This window comes from Massilia rhizosphaerae (assembly GCF_016093545.1).
GTDB classification, from domain to species: domain Bacteria; phylum Pseudomonadota; class Gammaproteobacteria; order Burkholderiales; family Burkholderiaceae_D; genus Telluria; species Telluria rhizosphaerae.
On sequence record NZ_JADKYX010000001.1, the window covers coordinates 341,618 to 358,808 of the forward strand.

Annotated in this window: 10 protein-coding genes; 5 read left to right on the plus strand and 5 right to left on the minus strand. The window is 67.9% G+C overall.

The genetic code is table 11. The features are described 5' to 3' along the window. The first annotated feature begins 15 nt into the window (after positions 1 to 15). The 4 genes from ISF28_RS01500 to ISF28_RS01515 all read left to right on the plus strand — a co-directional run bounded on the left by ISF28_RS01500 (position 16) and on the right by ISF28_RS01515 (position 9,436). A complete protein-coding gene (locus ISF28_RS01500) occupies positions 16 to 3,150 on the plus strand; it encodes a glycoside hydrolase family 2 TIM barrel-domain containing protein (protein WP_198115366.1) in 3,135 nt (1,044 codons plus the stop codon). A gap of 185 nt (positions 3,151 to 3,335) precedes the next feature. Next, on the plus strand, positions 3,336 to 6,284 hold the full coding sequence (locus ISF28_RS01505; RefSeq protein ID WP_198115367.1) for a TonB-dependent receptor: 2,949 nt from the start codon (positions 3,336 to 3,338) through the stop codon (positions 6,282 to 6,284). A 132-nt stretch (positions 6,285 to 6,416) separates the two neighbouring features. Further along, entirely contained in the window at positions 6,417 to 7,967 is a 1,551-nt protein-coding gene (locus tag ISF28_RS01510; RefSeq protein ID WP_198115368.1) for an alpha-N-arabinofuranosidase, read from the plus strand. A 65-nt stretch (positions 7,968 to 8,032) separates the two neighbouring features. Then, complete coding sequence (locus ISF28_RS01515) at positions 8,033 to 9,436, plus strand: alpha-L-arabinofuranosidase C-terminal domain-containing protein (protein ID WP_198115369.1); 1,404 nt, start codon at positions 8,033 to 8,035, stop codon at positions 9,434 to 9,436. A gap of 38 nt (positions 9,437 to 9,474) precedes the next feature. Here ISF28_RS01515 and ISF28_RS01520 read toward each other — a convergent pair whose 3' ends face one another. Beyond that, positions 9,475 to 11,199 (minus strand): glycoside hydrolase family 43 protein, encoded by a 1,725-nt coding sequence (locus tag ISF28_RS01520; protein WP_267876929.1) that lies wholly within the window; start codon positions 11,197 to 11,199, stop codon positions 9,475 to 9,477. Between the two features lie 227 nt (positions 11,200 to 11,426). On the opposite strand from ISF28_RS01520, the gene ISF28_RS01525 reads away from it, so the two are divergent. Further along, positions 11,427 to 12,476 carry a LacI family DNA-binding transcriptional regulator gene (locus ISF28_RS01525; RefSeq protein WP_198115370.1) on the plus strand — a complete coding sequence of 350 codons (1,050 nt, stop codon included), beginning with the start codon at positions 11,427 to 11,429 and terminating at the stop codon, positions 12,474 to 12,476. 7 nt (positions 12,477 to 12,483) lie between these two features. Here ISF28_RS01525 and ISF28_RS01530 read toward each other — a convergent pair whose 3' ends face one another. From ISF28_RS01530 to ISF28_RS01545, 4 genes are all read right to left on the minus strand, one after another. Continuing rightward, the gene (locus tag ISF28_RS01530; protein ID WP_198115371.1) at positions 12,484 to 13,686 is read right to left on the minus strand and encodes a glycoside hydrolase family 88 protein; all 1,203 of its coding nucleotides are present in this window, start codon (positions 13,684 to 13,686) and stop codon (positions 12,484 to 12,486) included. 17 nt (positions 13,687 to 13,703) lie between these two features. Continuing rightward, complete coding sequence (locus ISF28_RS01535; protein ID WP_198115372.1) at positions 13,704 to 14,945, minus strand: oligosaccharide MFS transporter; 1,242 nt, start codon at positions 14,943 to 14,945, stop codon at positions 13,704 to 13,706. Positions 14,946 to 15,036: 91 nt separating this feature from the next. Next, positions 15,037 to 15,972 carry a carbohydrate kinase family protein gene (locus ISF28_RS01540; protein ID WP_198115373.1) on the minus strand — a complete coding sequence of 312 codons (936 nt, stop codon included), beginning with the start codon at positions 15,970 to 15,972 and terminating at the stop codon, positions 15,037 to 15,039. Further along, positions 15,969 to 17,183, minus strand: a complete 1,215-nt coding sequence (locus tag ISF28_RS01545; RefSeq protein WP_198115374.1) for an AGE family epimerase/isomerase — start codon at positions 17,181 to 17,183, stop codon at positions 15,969 to 15,971. Before ISF28_RS01545 ends, ISF28_RS01540 begins: the two co-directional genes overlap by 4 nt. Between the last annotated feature and the right edge of the window lie 8 nt (positions 17,184 to 17,191).

The following is a 17,191-nucleotide window of genomic DNA, read 5'->3' on the forward strand; positions in this document are numbered from 1 at the left end:
AAAGGCGGGTACTTCATGGCATCGGCAAACATCATCGCAACCGTGATGCTGGCGACGGCGGCGCTGCCGGCGCTGGCCGCCCAGGCGGCGCAACCGGCGCGGGCCGAGTGGGAACAGCCGGAAGTGGTGGCGGTCAACCGCGAGCCGATGAAGGCGACGTTCTTCAATTTCGAGTCGCGCGAGAAGGCGCTGGCGGGCGACAAGGCCGCGTCGCAGTACTACCTGTCGCTGGACGGCACGTGGTCGTTCGCGTATTCGAAGACGCCGGAAACGCGCCCGAAGGATTTCTACAAGCTGTCGTACGACGTGAGCAAATGGGGCCACATCCAGGTGCCCGGCATGCTGCAGGCGCAGGGCTACGGCAAGCCGATCTTCACGAACATCCGCTATCCTTTCCCGGCCAACGAGCCGTACATCGCGCACGACCTGAACGAGGTGGGCTCGTACCGCCGCGACTTCGACGTGCCGGCCGGGTGGAACGGGCGCGACGTGTTCCTGCAGGTCGGCGCGGCCGGCGCGGCCTATTATGTGTGGGTGAACGGCCGCCGTGTGGGCTATTCGGAAGATTCCAAGCTGCCGGCGGAATTCGACCTGACCCGCTACGTGCACGCGGGCCGCAACACGATCGCGATCGAGCTGTATCGCTGGGCCGACGGCTCGTACCTGGAAGACCAGGATTTCTGGCGCGTCAACGGCATCGAGCGCAGCGTCTACCTGTATGCGGAGCCGAAGACGCGCCTGCGCGACTACCGCGTGACGGCAGGGCTGGACAAGCCGGCCTACCGCGACGGCCGCTTCGAACTGGTGGCCGAGATGGCGGGCGCGCCCGCCAGCGTGGACGTCGAGGCGCGCGTGCTGGACGGCGCGCGCGAGGTGTTGCGCGTGCAGGGCAGGCCGGGCGCCGACCGCAAGGCCGTCCTCACCGGCGCCATCCCGGCCGTCAAGCCCTGGTCGGCCGAGACGCCGAACCTGTACACCTTGCTCGTCGAAGTGAAGGACGGGCAGGGCCGGCTCGTGTCGGCGACGGCGCGCCGCATCGGTTTCCGCACCGTCGAAGTGGCGGACGGCGAAGTGCGCGTGAACGGCAAGCGCGTGATGATCAAGGGCGTCAACCGCCACGAACACGATCCGTATACGTGGCGCGTGATGTCGATGGCGACGATGCGCAAGGACATCGAGCTGATGAAGCAAGCCAACGTGAACGCCGTGCGCGCGTCGCACTATCCGAACGATCCGCGCTGGTACGACCTGGCCGACGAATACGGCCTGTACATCATGGACGAGGCGGACCTCGAGTCGCACGGCTACATGCAGTTGGGCGACAACGCGGGCGATCCGGCCAAGCGCGCGGCGATCCAGCTGGGCTACAAGCCGCACTGGCGCATCGCCCACCTGGACCGCATCTCGCGCATGGTGGAGCGCGACAAGAACTCGCCGTCGGTCATCATCTGGTCGCTGGGGAACGAGGCCGGCACGGGACCGAACTTCGAGAACGCGGCCGCGTGGATCCGCAAGAACGATCCGACGCGCCTGATCAGCTACCTGGGCCACGGCACCATCGGCGAGGAACACCTGCCGAACGCCTACGTCGACATCTACGCGCCCATGTACGACGACATCGAGAAGATGGAAGACTACGCGCTCGATCCGCACTACCGCCAGCCGATGATCCAGTGCGAGTACGCCCACGCGATGGGCAATTCGCTGGGCAACCTGGAAGACTACTGGCAGGTCATCCGCGCGCACCGCAAGCTGCAGGGCGGCTTCGTGTGGGACTGGGTCGACCAGAGCATCATCGCCAAGGACGACAAGGGCCGCACCTATTGGGCGTCCGGCTTCGACCTGAATCCGGCGCGGGGCGACAACAGCGTCGTGGGCGACGGCGTCGTGCGCTCCGACCGCACGCCCGATCCGGAATACTACGAACTGCAGAAAGTCTATTCGCCGGTCGTGTTCGAAGGCGATCCGACCAGCGGCGCGATCGACGTCGTGAACCGCTACGATTTCCGCGACCTGTCGCACCTGGCGTTCGACTGGGAGCTGGCGCGCGACGGCGTCGTCGTCGCCCGCGGCACCTTGCCCGACGCGGCGACGCCGGCCGGCGCCCGCCAGAAACTGGCGCTCGCGTTGCCCGATGTCGGCACCGGCGGCGAACGCGTGCTCACCGTGCGCGCCCGCACCCGCATGGCGATGCCGGGCGTGGCGCAGGGCGCGGTGGTCGGCTGGTCGCAGTTCGTGCTGCCGTCGCAGCGGGTCGCGCAGCAGGCACCGGCGTCCGTGGCGCCCGTGCGCACGGACGGCGCGGTGGAACTGCGCGCGGCCGGCGCCGTGCTGCGGCTGGCGCCGGACACGGGCCTCGTCACGTACACGGTGGACGGCCGCACGGTGCTCAAGGGCGGCGCGCCGAATTTCTGGCGCGGCCTGACGGACAACGACGAAGGGGCGGGCGTCGACAAGAGCCACAAGGTGTGGCAGACCTTTACCGAGCAGCGCCAGGTGCGCGACGTGGCCGTGACGGCGGACGGCGTGCGCGTGCTGTACAGCTTCGGCGCCGGCGCCGCGCACTGGGAAAACGTCTACCGCATGCGCCGGGACGGCGCCGTGGAGGTGGCCGCCACGTTCACGCCGCTGCGCGACGACTTGCCGGATCCGCTGCGCCTGGGCCTGCGCTTCGACAGCCTGCCGGCCCTGGACATGCTGTCGTGGTATGGCCGCGGCCCGTACGAATCGTACGCGGACCGCAAGACCGGATCGGCCCTCGGCCTGTACGAGGGCAAGGTGGCGGACCAGTACCACGGCTATATCCGTCCGCAGGAAAGCGGCAACAAGACGGACGTGCGCTGGTTCCAGCTGAAGGGCGCCGACGGCGCCGGCATCCGGGTGGCCGCCGACACGCCGTTCTCGTTCAACGCGCTGGCGTTCCCGTACGAAGACCTGTATCTGCGGCCGCGCGGCACGTGGAAGAGTTCCGAGATCGCGCCGCACGGCGACGGTTCGGTCCTCGTCGACATGGCCCAGGCGGGCGTGGGCGGCGACACGGGCTGGAGCCTGGACGGCCGTCCGCATGTGAAGTACCGCATCCCGCTTCGCGCCGCCAGCTACCGCTTCGTGCTCGCCCCCGTGCGTGCGCAGCGCGTGGCGGAAAAGTGATCCATTGCCCGGGACGCGTGCGTCCCGGGCCGTGGCGTCGATACCACACGCCACATAATATTTCGTAAATGCATTAATACAAGGAAGGATGGCACGTATAATTCAAAACGGATTTGTTATCGATACCTAAAGCGCCGGCCATACGAAGCCGGCACATACCACCAGGCACTACAGAGGAGAACAGAATGAAGCAGAATCACATCGGACCGAAGATGTCGGTCGTGGCGGTCGCGCTCGCACAAGCCTTCGCGGGCAACGCGTTCGCACAGCAGGCGGATGCCAACACCGTCGTCGTGACCGGCCTGCGCGCCAGCGCCCAGTCGTCCGTCGCGATCAAGCGCGATACCATGGAAGTCGTGGACTCGATCACGGCGGAGGATATCGGCAAGCTGCCCGACCCGAACGTCGCGGAGACGCTGACCCGTCTTCCCGGCGTGCAGGGCTACCGCTACGGCGGCGAAGGTGCGTCGCCGGCCGGTTACGGCTCGGGCCTGACCATCCGCGGCCTGGCGGGCCAGACCGCATCGCAGGTCAATGGCCGCGCCTACTTTACCGCCGGCGCACGGGAGTTCAACATCGAGGACGCGATCCCCGGCATGATCGCCGGCGTCGACGTCTATAAGAATCCGTCCGCCGAACACATCGAAGGCGCCATCGGCGGCCTGGTGAATATCCGCACCCGCAATCCGAGCGACTTCAAGGGCCTGACCGCCGCGCTGAGCACGAATGCGCGCTATAACGAGGTGGCCAAGAAAACCGATCCGGAATTGTTCGGCTTGCTCGCCAACCGCTTCGATCTCGGTGGCGGTTCGCGCATCGGCGTCATGGCCGCGTTCGCTTTCCAGAAGAGTACCGGACGTTCCGACAGCACGCCGGCCAACCGTGCGCCGGATTACCGCCGCGTCGTCCGCGCCGACAGCGCCGAATACGCGAACCTGGCCGCGTCGAATACGACGAACGACGCCGGCAAGCCGATGGCGAAGTACGTCGGCCGTAACGACGTGAGCTACCTTGCCAGCGTGCCGACCCTCGCGACTTCGTCGACCGTGGGCGTCAATGTGCCGAACACGGCCGGACTCACGCCGGACCAGGTCGCCAACATCATCTCGACGCCGGCCGTGAACACCCACGTGTTCGAAGAAACCATCATGCGTCAGCGTAAGGGCCTGAATCTCGCGGCCGACTACCGCGTCGACAACACCCTGCGATTCTATGTGGAGACCAACTACACCGGTTACGTCTACCACCAGAATTATCGCTTCGTGTTCATCGACAATGGCGGCAATGTCCAGAACCTGCAGACTGCGCCGTTTGCCGTGACCGAAGGCCTTGCCAACCGTAATATAAACGGCGGCAGCGACGATGTGCTGACGACCCAGCGCCTGCAGAGCGGGACATTCCTCAACTCTCAGGTGCGGCCGTGGGGTGGCGACGAGCACAGCCCTTACTCGACCTGGATCGGGGCCGGCGGTGTCGAGTGGAGCCCGACCAGCGCGTTGTCGCTGAAGGCCGATGTCTCGTACATCAAGGCGGACCGCAAGCAGGACAACCGCCGCGTCGAAATGGCCGGTGCAGCGGGCCTGTCGTGGGACGTGGCGCGTGTCGCGGACGGGCTGCCGCACCAGATCGCCATCAGTGGGCCGAGCCTGTCCGATCCGGGCAACTTCGTCTATAACCAGTATCCGGTCACCTACCTGACCTGGGACGACAAAGGGGGCGCGGCCGCGCTGGACGGCGCCTACACGTTCGACAGCGGTTTCTTCGACAAGCTGAAATTCGGTACGCGTTTCGCGCACCAGCAAAGCCTGTTCACCGACCACGGCTTCGGTCGCTTGTTGACGACGAATGGCAAGGCGCTCGCGGCGGATCGCTCGAATGGGATCTCGGTGGCGAGCAACACGGGTGTGCTGCAGACCGCACCGACGAACTATATGGACGGCACCGCAGGCTATTCGGGCGGCTATCTGGTCTACAACCCGGATGCCCTGCTGGGCAACCAGGTGAGGGGACAGTTCCCGAATGCCGGCATCCCGGCCGAGGGAAGCTTCCCGGAAAATCAGGCGGCGCACCGTCTGATGAGCGAGAACACGCTGGCCGCTTATCTCGTCGGCGAGTTTTCTGGACTGGACGACCGTCTCAAGGGCAATGTCGGCGTGCGCGTGGTCCGCACGAAGTCGGCGGCTACGGCGCGCAACCAGGACTTGACGGCGGCGACGACGACGTATGTCGACTACTCGCAATCGACGTCGTACACCAACGTCCTGCCGACGTTCAACGCGACTTATGAAATCCAGAAGGATTTCCTGGCGCGCTTCGGCTATGGTCGCGGGATGACGCGCCCCGACCTCGGTTCGCTGAATCCGCACATTAATGTCTACGCCGACGGTTCGGGCAACATGGGGAATGCGAGCCTGCATCCGCAGGTCGCCGACAGCTTCGACTTCTCGCTCGAGCGCTATTTCAACGCCACGAACTACGTGTCGGCCGCCGTGTTCGACAAGAAGATCAAGGGTTTCTTCAGCAACCTCGCGCAATGCATGACGGTGCCGTTCGCCGTGCCCTATGCCGGCGCGTCGTCCAACTCCTGCTCGGACGGCCAATACCTGGTCACTCGGCCGGTGAACGCGGAGCCCGGTTTCGCACGCGGCATCGAATTGTCGGGCCAATGGTTCTTCAACGGCAGCTACGAGTGGCTGAAGAACTTCGGTGTGTCGGGTTCGTACACCTACGTGGATACTGCCAATCCCGTCAACGCGGGTACGGCGACGAAGCCGCTCTACCTCACGACGCAGCAGCCGTTCGTGTCGAAGAACAGCTACAGCCTCTCCGGCATGTACGAGGACAAGAAACTGTCCGCGCGCCTCGTGTACACGTGGCGTTCGTCCCAGCTGTGGGGTGGCGTGAACCCGATGACGCCGCTCGGCAGCGGCTACATCGCGGCCTATGGCCTGCTTGACGCGTCGCTCAACTACGCGATCGACGATCACGCGACCCTCGCCTTCACCGCGTCCAACCTCACCGACAAGGCGCCGAACCGCTTCATCGGCGAAGCGCAGACGTACGAGACGGGCCGCGAGTTGCAGCACTTCGAGAACGGGCGCACGTTCAGCGTCGGCCTGCGCTACAAGTTCTGATAGAGGGAACGCCATCGTGGCGACCCCGCCGGCCGCATCCCGCGGCCGGCGCCGGACCGTACCGGGCGATTGCCACCGGTACGGTCCGGCCGTTTTTGCTCCTGAAAATCTCCGCGACCCGAGGACTGCGTCATGAAGTGGATCCGTCTGCCCGTCATTGCCGCCGGCGTGTTTGCCGCGACGATGGCTTGTGCAACTCAGCAAGTGCACGTCTTGATCGACGCGACACGTCCGGGGCCGGTCATCGACAAGAATGTGTATGGCCAGTTTGTCGAGCATCTCGGCACCGGCGTGTACGGCGGCCTGTGGGTGGGCCCGGAATCGCCGATCGAGAACACCCGCGGTTGGCGCAGCGACGCCGTCGGTGCGCTGAAAGCTTTGCACGTGCCGGTGGTGCGCTGGCCGGGCGGCTGTTTCGCCGATGATTATGCGTGGCGCGACGGTATCGGTCCGCGCGACCAGCGGCCCGTCAAGATCAACGCCAATTGGGGCGGCGTCAAGGAAACCAACGCGGTCGGCACCCACGAGTTCTTCGACCTGGTCGACCAGCTCGGCGCCGAGGCTTACGTCAACGGCAACGTCGGCACGGGCTCGGCGCGGGACATGGCGGAATGGATCGAGTACATGACGGCGAACGGGCAGTCGGCCCTCGCCCGGTTGCGCGCCAAGAACGGACACCCCGCACCGTTCAAGGTGGCGTTCTTCGGTCTCGGCAACGAGAGCTGGGGATGCGGCGGCAATATGACAGCGCGGCACTACACCGACCTGTACAACCATTACGCGACGTTCGTCCGTACCACGCCGGACGCCATGCCGGCACTCATCGCCGCCGGCGGACTGGACGGCGACGTCGCCTGGACCGATTACCTGAGCCGGCACATTCGCGCGAACGCGAGCGCGATCAGCTTGCACTACTACACGGTGCCGGGCCGCGGCACGAAAACGAAGGGTGCGGCGACCGGCTTCGGCGAGGACCAATGGATCTCGGCGCTGAAGGACGCGCTGCACATGGACGAACTCATTGCCGCGAACGTCGCCAGGCTCGACAAGACCGATCCCGGGAAGAAGTACACCATCGCCGTCGACGAATGGGGTACCTGGTACGATCCCACGCCCGGCACCAACCCGCGCTTCCTGCAGCAGCAGAATTCCCTGCGCGACGCGCTGGTGGCGGCGTTGCACTTCCACATCTTCCACGCGCACGCCGAACGGGTGAGCATGGCCAATATCGCGCAGATGGTGAACGTGCTGCAGGCGATGATCCTGACCGATGGCGATCGAATGGTGCTGACGCCGACCTATTACGTTTTCAGGATGTACGTGCCGTTCCAGGATGCGACCACGTTGCCGGTGAAGGTCGATGGCAATCCGCAATACAGGCTGGGCCCGACGGCCATCCCGGCCGTCAGTGTCTCGGCCGCGCGCGGCAAGGACGGCAAGCTGCATCTCGGCCTGGTGAATGCCGATCCGCACAACGCGGTCGACGTGACGGTGCGGGTCGCGGGCGCGAAGGCGGTGTCGGCGGAGGGGAGCGTCTTGACTGCGCCCGCGATGGACGCGCACAACTCCTTCGCCATGCCTGATGCCGTGTTTCCTGCGCCCCTACGGTCCGATGCGGACCATGGCAAGCTCGTTGTCAGGCTGCCCGCGAAGTCCGTTGCGGTACTGGCGATTGACGAGTGAGCCGGGCGCCGGCGCGCGTGCGCGGGCGCCGGCGCACGGCCAAGGTTTTTTCAGAGGGAATCAGCATGAAATCGATCAAGCATGCGGTGCTCGGGTTATCGATGCTCGCGGCCGCCGCCAGCGCCGCCGCCACGTCGCAAGTCGCCGTCACCATCGACGCGGTCCACCCGGGGCCGGTGATCAACAAGGACCTCTACGGCCAGTCCATCGGACTGTCGGGCGGCGCAATGTGGGTCGGGCCGGGGTCGCCGGTCGCAAATATCCGCGGCTGGCGCAAGGACATGGTCGATGCGCTCAAGGATCTGCATGTCCCGGTCGTGCGCTGGCCGGGCGGATGCGCCGCCGACACCTACCATTGGCGCGACGGCATCGGTGCGCACGGTGACGATCGCGAACACGGGCATGCCGTCGGCACGCATGAATTCTTCGACCTGGTCGAGTCGATCGGAGCGGACGCGCACGTGGTCGGGAACGTCGGCACGGGCTCGCCGCGTGAAGCGGCGGACTGGATCGAGTACATGACTTCGGGGGGTGAGTCGACGCTGGCGCAACTGCGGGCGAAGAACGGGCATCCCATGCCGTTCAAGGTAGCGTATTTCGGTATCGGGAACGAGAGCTGGGGCTGCGGCGGCGGCATGAAGGCCGACTACTACGCCGACTTGTACAACCAGTACGCGGTGTTCGTCAAGGCGAGAAGCGGCACGCCGCCCAGGCTCGTCGCCAGCGGCGGCGATGCGGCGTGGACAGGGGAGATCAGCAAGAACGAACGCATTCGCGACTACCGCGATGCGATCGGCATCCGCGACGGCGAGAAGGGCGGCATTGCGCAGCATATCGCCGCGCTCGACGGCAACGATCCAGCCAGGAAATTGCGGCTTGTCGCCGACGAATGGCGTATCCGACCCGACCGGGCGTTCGCCCGGCGCCAGGATGCATTGGGCGATGCGCTCGCCGTGGCACTGCGATTCCACGTCTTCCACGCGTTTGCCGGTCGCGTGGCCATGGCGAGCCTGGCGCAGGCGGACCAGGCGCTGTTCCTGGCGCAAGGCGACCGGGTCGTCTTGACGCCGGCCTACTACGCATTCCGGATGCATGTGCCGTTTCAGGGGGCGGTCGCGCTGCCCGTGCGGGTCGACCAGGGTACGCGGGCGATCGGCGCCTCCGCTGCACCGACGGTCAGCGCCTCGGCGGCACGGTCCAGGGATGGTACCTTGTACCTTTCGCTCGTCAACACGAAGCCGGATGCGGTGGCCGTCGACGTCGGCGTGATCGGCTCCAGGCCCCGCGGTGCAAGTGGAAGCATCCTGACTGCGTCAGCGGTGGATGCGCACAAGACGTTGGCGGCCCCGCCATCGGTGGCACCCGTTCCATTCGCGCCGCGCGCCGCGCATGGCAAGCTGCACATGACCCTGCCGGCGCGATCGATCGCCGTCGTCGCGATCCGGGCGACACCGACGCCGGCGCCGTGAGTGTCGCGGCCGGGTCGTCCCGGCCGCGACCTGTGCTGTCAGTACGGGCCCGGGCCCGGCGCCGTCACGTTGAAATAATCGGCTTCCAGGAACGAGTGCTGCGCGCGCGCCCGCGAGCCGACGCTGAACAGGCCCACCTGCGCGCCGACCCACGTGCCGCGGGTGACGGGGAACGCGTCGCCCGCCGGCTTGAACGTGCGGCCATCGAGGCTGTACGAAAAGCCGACGAACGCGTTCTCGTTCATCGCCATGCGCAGGACCAGCGAGTCCGGCGCGTCGGCCAGCACGACGGTGGACTCCTCGCGGCAGCGCGGGCCGAACGGGCCGCACACGGTGCGCACCAGTTCCGTCCTGCCGGCGTTGCGGCGCAGGCCCAGCCACGTGTACTGCATGGCGTTGACGATCAGGCCCGCGCGGTCGCCGTCGACGGCGTTCGCCAGGCGCACGCGCGTGTCGACGATAAAGCGCGTGGCCGGCGCCTTCTGCGTGAGGATCGCGCCCGCCGCCCGCACATAGCCGTCCGCTTCCGGCACGACCTGGGTGGCGAGGCGCAGGTGGCCAGGGTTCTCGGTCAGCGAATACCAGCCGGGCGCCGGATTCGCGGCCCATTGCCATTGCGGGCCGAGCGCCGGGCCGGCGAACGCGTCGCTGGTGGCCGGCGCGGCGGGGCCGAAGCCCTGCACCGGCTTCGTGTACGTGATCACGGGTTCGCCCACGCCCGGCTTGGGTCCGGGCGCGCCGATGATCGGCCAGTCGTCGTGCCAGCGCATCGGCTGCAGGTGCACGACGCGGCCGTAGGCGCCCTTGTCCTGGAAGTGCAGGAACCAATCCTTGCCGTCCGGCGCGTCGACCCAGGCGCCCTGGTGCGGGCCGTTGATCGGGGTGTCGCCCTGGTCCATGACGCGGCGAGCCTCGTACGGACCGTCGATGGTGCGCGAGCGGAACACGGCCTGCCAGCCCATCTCCACGCCGCCCGCGGGCGCGAACACATAGTAATAGCCGTGCGCCTTGTAGAACTTCGGCCCTTCGACCGTGTGGTAGCCGGGATAGCGCGCGCCGTCGATGATGATCTTGCCGCCGTCGTCCAGCATGCGCGTGGCCCCGCGGTCCATGCGGCGCAGGGTCAGCACGTTGTTGATGCCGGCCCGGCTTTTCGCCCACGCGTGCAGCAGGTAGGCGTTGCCGTCGTCGTCCCACAGCGGCGTGGGGTCGATGATGCCGCGTCCCGGCAACAGCAGCCGCGGCGCGCTCCACGGGCCGGCGAAATGCTCGGCCGTGATCACGTACACGCCGTAGTCGGGGTCCGGATAGAAGATCCAGAAGCGGCCGTCGTGCCAGCGCAGGCACGGCGCCCACACGCCCTTGCCGTATTGCGGGCGGGCGAACACGGCGGCCGGCTCCAGGCGGGGCAGGGCGTGGCCGACGAGGGTCCAGTTCACCAGGTCGGGAGATTCGAGCAGGGGCAGGCCGGGCGCGTTGTTGAAGCTGGACGCCGTCATGTAGAACTTGTCGCCGACGCGGATCGCGTCGGGATCGGAATAGTCGGCGTGCAGCACGGGATTGCGGTAGCGGCCGTCGCCGAGGTCGGCGATCCAGGGCGCGCCGGCCAGGTCGTTCGCGGCGGCGGCAGGCCCGGCGGCAGCCGGGGCGGCGGTGGCGCCGGGGCATCCGGCTACGGCGGCCAGGGCGAGCAGCAGGGCGGCGGCGGTCCGCGTGCGGGCGGGTTGGCGGTCAGGTTGACGGGAAAGCGGCAGGGTGGGCAAGCAAGTCTCCTTCATTTGGGGCTGTTATCGATCTCATGTTAGCATTGCGGGATTGACGCTATCAAGGAAATCCAGGCCGCATAACGGTACCTGGAACGCATACATACGTCCGCCATGACTGGTTGTCAGAAGTGGCGTTTCCGCTGGCCCGGCGGTATGATGTGGCACCGGATGTATTCTTTGAAATCGATAACATCGCCAGGCCGGCAAAACAGGACAATAATTCGATGAGTAGTGAATCCAAGCAGGGCGACCGCCCGACAGGCGGTGCGACGGTATGGGACGTGGCTCAAAAGGCCGGCGTCTCCGCGATGACCGTCTCGCGCGTCATCAACGGCAACGCCAGCGTCAGCGACAAGACGCGGGAAAAGGTCAACCGCGCGATCGGCGAACTGAACTACCAGGTCAACGTGGCGGCGCGCGCGGCGCGCATCGGCACGCTGCGCGTGGGCCTGTTGTACAGCAACCCCAGCGCCGCGTTCCTCAGCGCCTTCCTCGTCGGGGCCCTCGGCGAGTGCAGCCAGACGGGCGCCCACCTGATCCTCGAGAACTGCGACAACCTGCGCAGCCAGCGCAAGGCGATCGAGCGCCTGATCGCGGACGGCGCCGACGGCATCCTCGTGCCGCCGCCGCTGTGCGACTCCAAGGCCGCCCTCAAGCAGCTGGGGGAGCTGGGCATTCCGTCGGTCGCGGTGGCGACCGCGAAACCGTCGCCGCAGATGTCGGCCGTGCGCATCGACGACTACGAGGGCGCGCTGACGATGACGAAGCACCTGCTGGCGCTGGGCCACACGGACATCGGCTTCATCAAGGGCGACCCGGAACACACGCCGGCGCAGCTGCGCTACCAGGCCTTCATCGACGGCATGCGCGAGGCGGGCCACCACGTGCCGGCCGAGCGGGTGGCGCAGGGCATGTTCACGTACCGTTCCGGCCTGCTGGCGGCGCGCGAGCTGCTGGCCCAGCCGACGCGGCCGACGGCGATCTTCGCCAGTAACGACGACATGGCGGCGGCCGTCATCGCCGTCGCCCACGGCATGCACCTGCAGGTGCCGGACGACATCGCCGTCTGCGGCTTCGACGACACGCCCGTCGCGACGACCGTGTGGCCGGAATTGACGACGATCCACCAGCCGATCACGGAAATGGCGCGCAGCGCCGTGGCCCTGCTGGTGGAGCATATCCGTGCGCGCCGCGCCGGCCAGTCCTACATGCCGCAGCACCGGCTGATGCCGTTCACGCTCGTCGAGCGGGAATCGACCGAGGCGCACGAGTGACGCGCCGTTACCAGTACGGGCGCCACGTGCGCGTGAGCCGCACGAGCGCCTCCAGGTAGAAATAGTCGCCCCAGATGCACGCCTCGTCCACGCCGACGCCGTTCGGCTTGTGGTACACGCCGTGCTTCAGGAGGCCGGCGCCGGGCGTGCCGCTCGTGTCGGCATAATCGCCGGCCAGCGTGGCCACCATCCCGGCCGCCGCGTGCTCGTACGTGGCGCGCAGCGGATCGGCGAGCGGCAGTTGCCGCGCCAGTTCCAGCAGGCCGCAGGCGGCGATGGCGGCGCCCGAGCTGTCGCGCGGCTCGGCGCCGGACGTGAACACGAGATCCCAGTAACAGATGCCGTCGGCCGGCAGGCGGTTCAGGAAGTAGTTGGCCAGCACCTTCGCGAGGTCGACGAGGCGGCCGTCGCCGTTGTGGCGGTAGACGAGCGGGAAGCCCGAGATGCCCCACGCCTGGCCGCGCGCCCAGCACGAATCGTCCGCGTGGCCCTGGTGCGTCTTGCCGTGCAGCGGCGCGCCGCTGGCCGGGTCGAAGAAGAACGTGTGGAACGTGGAGCCGTCGGCGCGCACGATGTGGCGCGCGGCCGCCTCGATGTGGCGGTCGGCCGCCGCGCGGAACGAGCTATCGCCCGTGTGGTCGGCGGCCCAGTACAGCAGCGGCAGGTTCAGGTTGCAGTCGATGATCATCCGGCCGCGCTGGGCCGGATCGGACAGTTCGCCCCAGGCCTGGATGATGCCGGCGCCCGGCAGGTAGCGTTCCAGCAGCAGGCGCGCGGCGCCCAGGGCCGCTTCCGCCGCCAGCGGTTCGCCCGTGAGCTGCCAGCCCGCGACGCACGAGAGGCTGTACAGGAAGCCGAGGTCGTGGTGGTTGACGTTGATGCGCTCGCGCTGGCGCGTATGAAAACTCGCCACGTGGCGCAGGGCGGCATCGCGGTAGCGCGCGGCGCCCGTCAGCTCGTAGGCGAGCCACAGCATGCCGGTCCAGAAGCCGTTGGTCCATTCCGTGTTGTCCATCGCGGCGTACACGCCGTTCTTGGACGACGGCATCGGGAAGGCGTCGCCGAAGTGCGCGAGGTTGCGGTCGATGGCGGCCAGCGCCCGGTCGATCGCGCGGTCGATGGCGGCCTTGTCGACGGCGGCGGTCCAGTGGGCCGGCAGGGCGGCGGTGTTCAGCGGCTCGATCGTGGCCGGGTTCAGGGGACGGGTCATGCTTGCTCCTTGATGAATCATTTGGCCGGCTCCGCCAGCGGCGCCGCCTCGGGTGTCACGGTCTCCGGCGGCGTGGGCAGCAGGAACACGGCGGACAGGACGAGGAAGACGAGGCCCAGGCCCGCCATCGCCAGATAGGTGGCGGAGTAGCCGATGCGGTCGTAGCCGATGCCGGCCAGCGGCGACAGCGCGGCCAGGCCGATCGAGTGGCCGAAGCTCACGCCGACCATGTACACGGTCGACGCGAAGCGGTTGTCGAAGTGGCGCGCGATGTAGCGGAAGATCGAGACGGCGAGGATCGGCAGCTCCACCGAGTGCAGCAGCTTCATCGCCGAAATCGACAGGGGGCCGGCGGCGAGGCCGGAACCGGCGATCCGCACCAGCATGATCGAACCGGCCAGCAGCAGGCCGTTTTTGGCGCCGATGCGGCGCACCAGCAGCGGCGCGAGGAACAGGCCGCCCGCCTCCAGGAAGATCTGCGTGGAATTCAGGTAGCCGAACATCGCGGCGCCGGTCTGCACGTCCGGGAACAGCGACGCGAAATAATTCGAGAACTGCTGGTCGAACACGAGGTAGAGGTTCGTGACGCCCAGCACGAACACCATGAAGCGCCAGAAGCCGGGCATGCGCAGCAGCGCGAACGCTTCGGCCAGCCGCACGCCGTCCTTGGCGCGGACGTCGTCGCCGGCCGGCCCGGTGCGCCACACGGCCAGCAGGGCGAGCATCAGCACGCCGGCGCACGAGGCGAGCGCGAAGTTGATGCCCGGGTCGACGTTGTAGATCCGGCCGCTGAACACGGCGGCGCTGGCGAATCCGAGCGACCCCCACAACCTCACGCGGCTGTATTCGAAGCCGTCGCGCCGGCCGATGCGGTCGACGTACGACTCGATCGCATAGCTGCCCGCGATGAAGGTGACCCCGAGATACAGGCCGCCGAGGACCGCGCCCAGCAGGATGTTCGTCTTGAGCAGCGGGGCGTAGACCAAGGTGAAGAACAGGCCGGACAACGCGACGAGCGCCGCCACCGTCCACAGGATGTTGCGGCGCGTGCCCACGCGGTCCGACACGAAGCCGTAGATCGGCTGCGAGCACATGGCCGCGATGAAGTTGGCCGAGAAGACGATGCCCGTCTCGGTGCCCGACAGCTTCAGCGTCGAGCGCAGCCACAGCGCGAGCAGCGAGATGCTCATCGCCTGGGCAAAAAAGTAGATGTAGACGAAGCCGCACAGGAACCGGAAGTGCGATTGTCGCGTTGTCATGGTTGTCTCCTCGCTATCGTTATTGCGCCGCCTGTGGCGAGATACTGTTTGCCGGGCGCCGGGAAGTCAAGGCCGGCATCGATCCGGCGGATCATGCCCGGACCTCTTCGCGCTGCACGGCGATGACGTCGGCGAGCGCCAGCACGGCGTCCAGTGCGGGCGGCTGCGCGCCCGCCAGGCGGCACGCGCAGGTGCCGGCCGCCACCGCGAACCGCAGGTGGCTGCCGCCGGCGCGCTCGGGCCACGTCATGAGGCTGTAGAGCAGCGCGCCGATGCTGGCGTCGCCGGCGCCGACCGTGTCGACGACCGTCACGTGCGGCGCGGCCGCGCGCCACGCGCCGTCCGGGCGGACGAGGTGGGCGCCGTCGCCGCCGCGCGTGTACAGATAGGTCGCGGCCGGGTTCAGGGCGCGCAGCGCGGCGAAGGCGGCATCCACGTCGTCGTGCCGGAACAGCCCGCGCAAGTCTTCGTCGGACACCTTCACGACGTCCGCCACGGCGGTCATCGCGCGCAGCGTCGCGTCGTAACCCTCGTCCATCAGGGCGCGGAAGTTGGGGTCGTAGCTGATCTTCGCGCCGTGCCGCTTGAGCTCTTGCGCGAGCCCGACGAGCGTGTCCGCGAGCGGCGCGCGCGCGAGGCTGATGCCGCCGAAATGGACCCACGCGGCGCCGTCCTGCCAGCCGGCCGGCAGCCGGCGCGGATCGAAGTGCAGGTCGGCGCTGTCCGTGCCGACGAAGAAGTAGCGGGGCGGATGCAGCGAGTGCACCACGGCCAGCAGCGGCGGTTGGTCGACCTGCTGCAGGAAGCGGCCGTCCAGGCCGGCGGCCGCGTTGGCGGCGGCGAGCTCGTTGCCGAACACGTCGCGGCTGACGGCGCCGGCGAACGCGCTCGGGATGCCGAGGCGGGCGACGACGCGGGCCACGTTCCACGTCGAGCCGCCCGTGCGGCTTTCCCACGTGCCGGGGCCCGTCGTGAGCAGGTCCGTCAAGGCCTCGCCGGCCGCGACGAAGCGGGGCAGCCCCGTCATCGCGTCGCCTCCAGCGCGCGCAGCACGTCGTAGCAGGCGCCCATCGTGTGGTAGTCGGTCTTGCCGGCCGGGCTCTTTTCGTCGGAGAGCTTGCGGTTGTCCTGGCCGAGGATGCGATACCAGGCGCCGTGTTCATGGTCGACGAAGTGATTCCAGCTGTACGTCCAGATGCGGTCGTACCGGTCCCAGTACGCCCCGTTCCCGGTGCGCACGGCCAGCAGCGCGGCGGCCGCGAAGCTCTCGGCCTGCACCCAGAAATACTTGTCGCCGTCGCAGATCGCGTCGTCCGGCCCGAAGCCGTAGCAGATGCCGCCGTGCTCCGCGTCCCATGCGCGCGCCAGGGCGGCGTCGAACAGTTCGACGGCGCGCGGCGCCAGCCAGTCGGCGCCGCCGGCCAGGTGATTCCGGTGGCGTTCGAGCAGCAGGAGCAGCTTGGCCCATTCCGTCAGGTGGCCGGGCTGGTAGCCCCAGGGGCGGAAGATGTTGGTCTTGTCGTCGCGGTTGTAGTCCCAGTCGACCGACCAGTCGGGCCGGTAGTGTTCCCACACGAAGCCGCCGGCCAGTGCCGCCTGGCGCACCGTGATGTTGCGGGCCAGGACTTCGGCGCGGTGCAGGTAGCGCACTTCCTGCGTCGCCTCGTACGCCGCCAGCAGCGCTTCGCAGGCGTGCATATTGGCGTTCTGGCCGCGGTAGGGGTCGAGCCGGGACCAGTCGGCGCTGGCCTGGTCGGCGTACAGGCCGTGGTCGGGCAGCCAGAAGCGAGCTTCCATCAGCGCGAACGTCTCGTCGATGTATGCGCGGGCTTCCGCCAGGCCGGCCTGCAGCGCATGGGCATAGGCCAGCATGACGAAGGCGAGGCCGTAGCAATGGTTGTCGCCGTCGAGGACGTCCTTGCGGCGACCATCCCATGTCAGCAGCCAGGCGTAGCCGCCCGTGTGCGGATCGCGGTGCGCGCCGCGCAGGAAGTCGACGCCGTGCCTGACGGCCGCCAGGTAGTCCGGATCTTTGAGGCGGCGGTAGGCCATCGCGTAGTTGAAGACGAAGCGCGTGCTGCTGACGAGGTGGCGCGTCGTGCGGTCGTACACGGTGCCGTCGTCGCGGAAGAAGTGATAGAAGCCGCCGCGCGGGTCGATGCAGCGCGGATGGTAGAACCGCATGGTGGCGGCGATGTGGCCCAGCAGGAAATCGGAGGAGCGGAAGTCGGGTGCCATGGCGTTCG

Bases quoted from the DNA above. Each gene is read 5' to 3' on its own strand.
- ISF28_RS01540 (WP_198115373.1), bottom strand. From the start codon at position 15,972: ATGACGGGGCTGCCCCGCTTCGTCGCGGCCGGCGAGGCCTTGACGGAC.
- ISF28_RS01505 (WP_198115367.1), top strand. From the start codon at position 3,336: ATGAAGCAGAATCACATCGGACCGAAGATGTCGGTCGTGGCGGTCGCG.
- ISF28_RS01510 (WP_198115368.1), top strand. From the start codon at position 6,417: ATGAAGTGGATCCGTCTGCCCGTCATTGCCGCCGGCGTGTTTGCCGCG.
- ISF28_RS01500 (WP_198115366.1), top strand. From the start codon at position 16: ATGGCATCGGCAAACATCATCGCAACCGTGATGCTGGCGACGGCGGCG.
- ISF28_RS01525 (WP_198115370.1), top strand. From the start codon at position 11,427: ATGAGTAGTGAATCCAAGCAGGGCGACCGCCCGACAGGCGGTGCGACG.
- ISF28_RS01535 (WP_198115372.1), bottom strand. From the start codon at position 14,945: ATGACAACGCGACAATCGCACTTCCGGTTCCTGTGCGGCTTCGTCTAC.
- ISF28_RS01530 (WP_198115371.1), bottom strand. From the start codon at position 13,686: ATGACCCGTCCCCTGAACCCGGCCACGATCGAGCCGCTGAACACCGCC.
- ISF28_RS01515 (WP_198115369.1), top strand. From the start codon at position 8,033: ATGAAATCGATCAAGCATGCGGTGCTCGGGTTATCGATGCTCGCGGCC.
- ISF28_RS01545 (WP_198115374.1), bottom strand. From the start codon at position 17,183: ATGGCACCCGACTTCCGCTCCTCCGATTTCCTGCTGGGCCACATCGCC.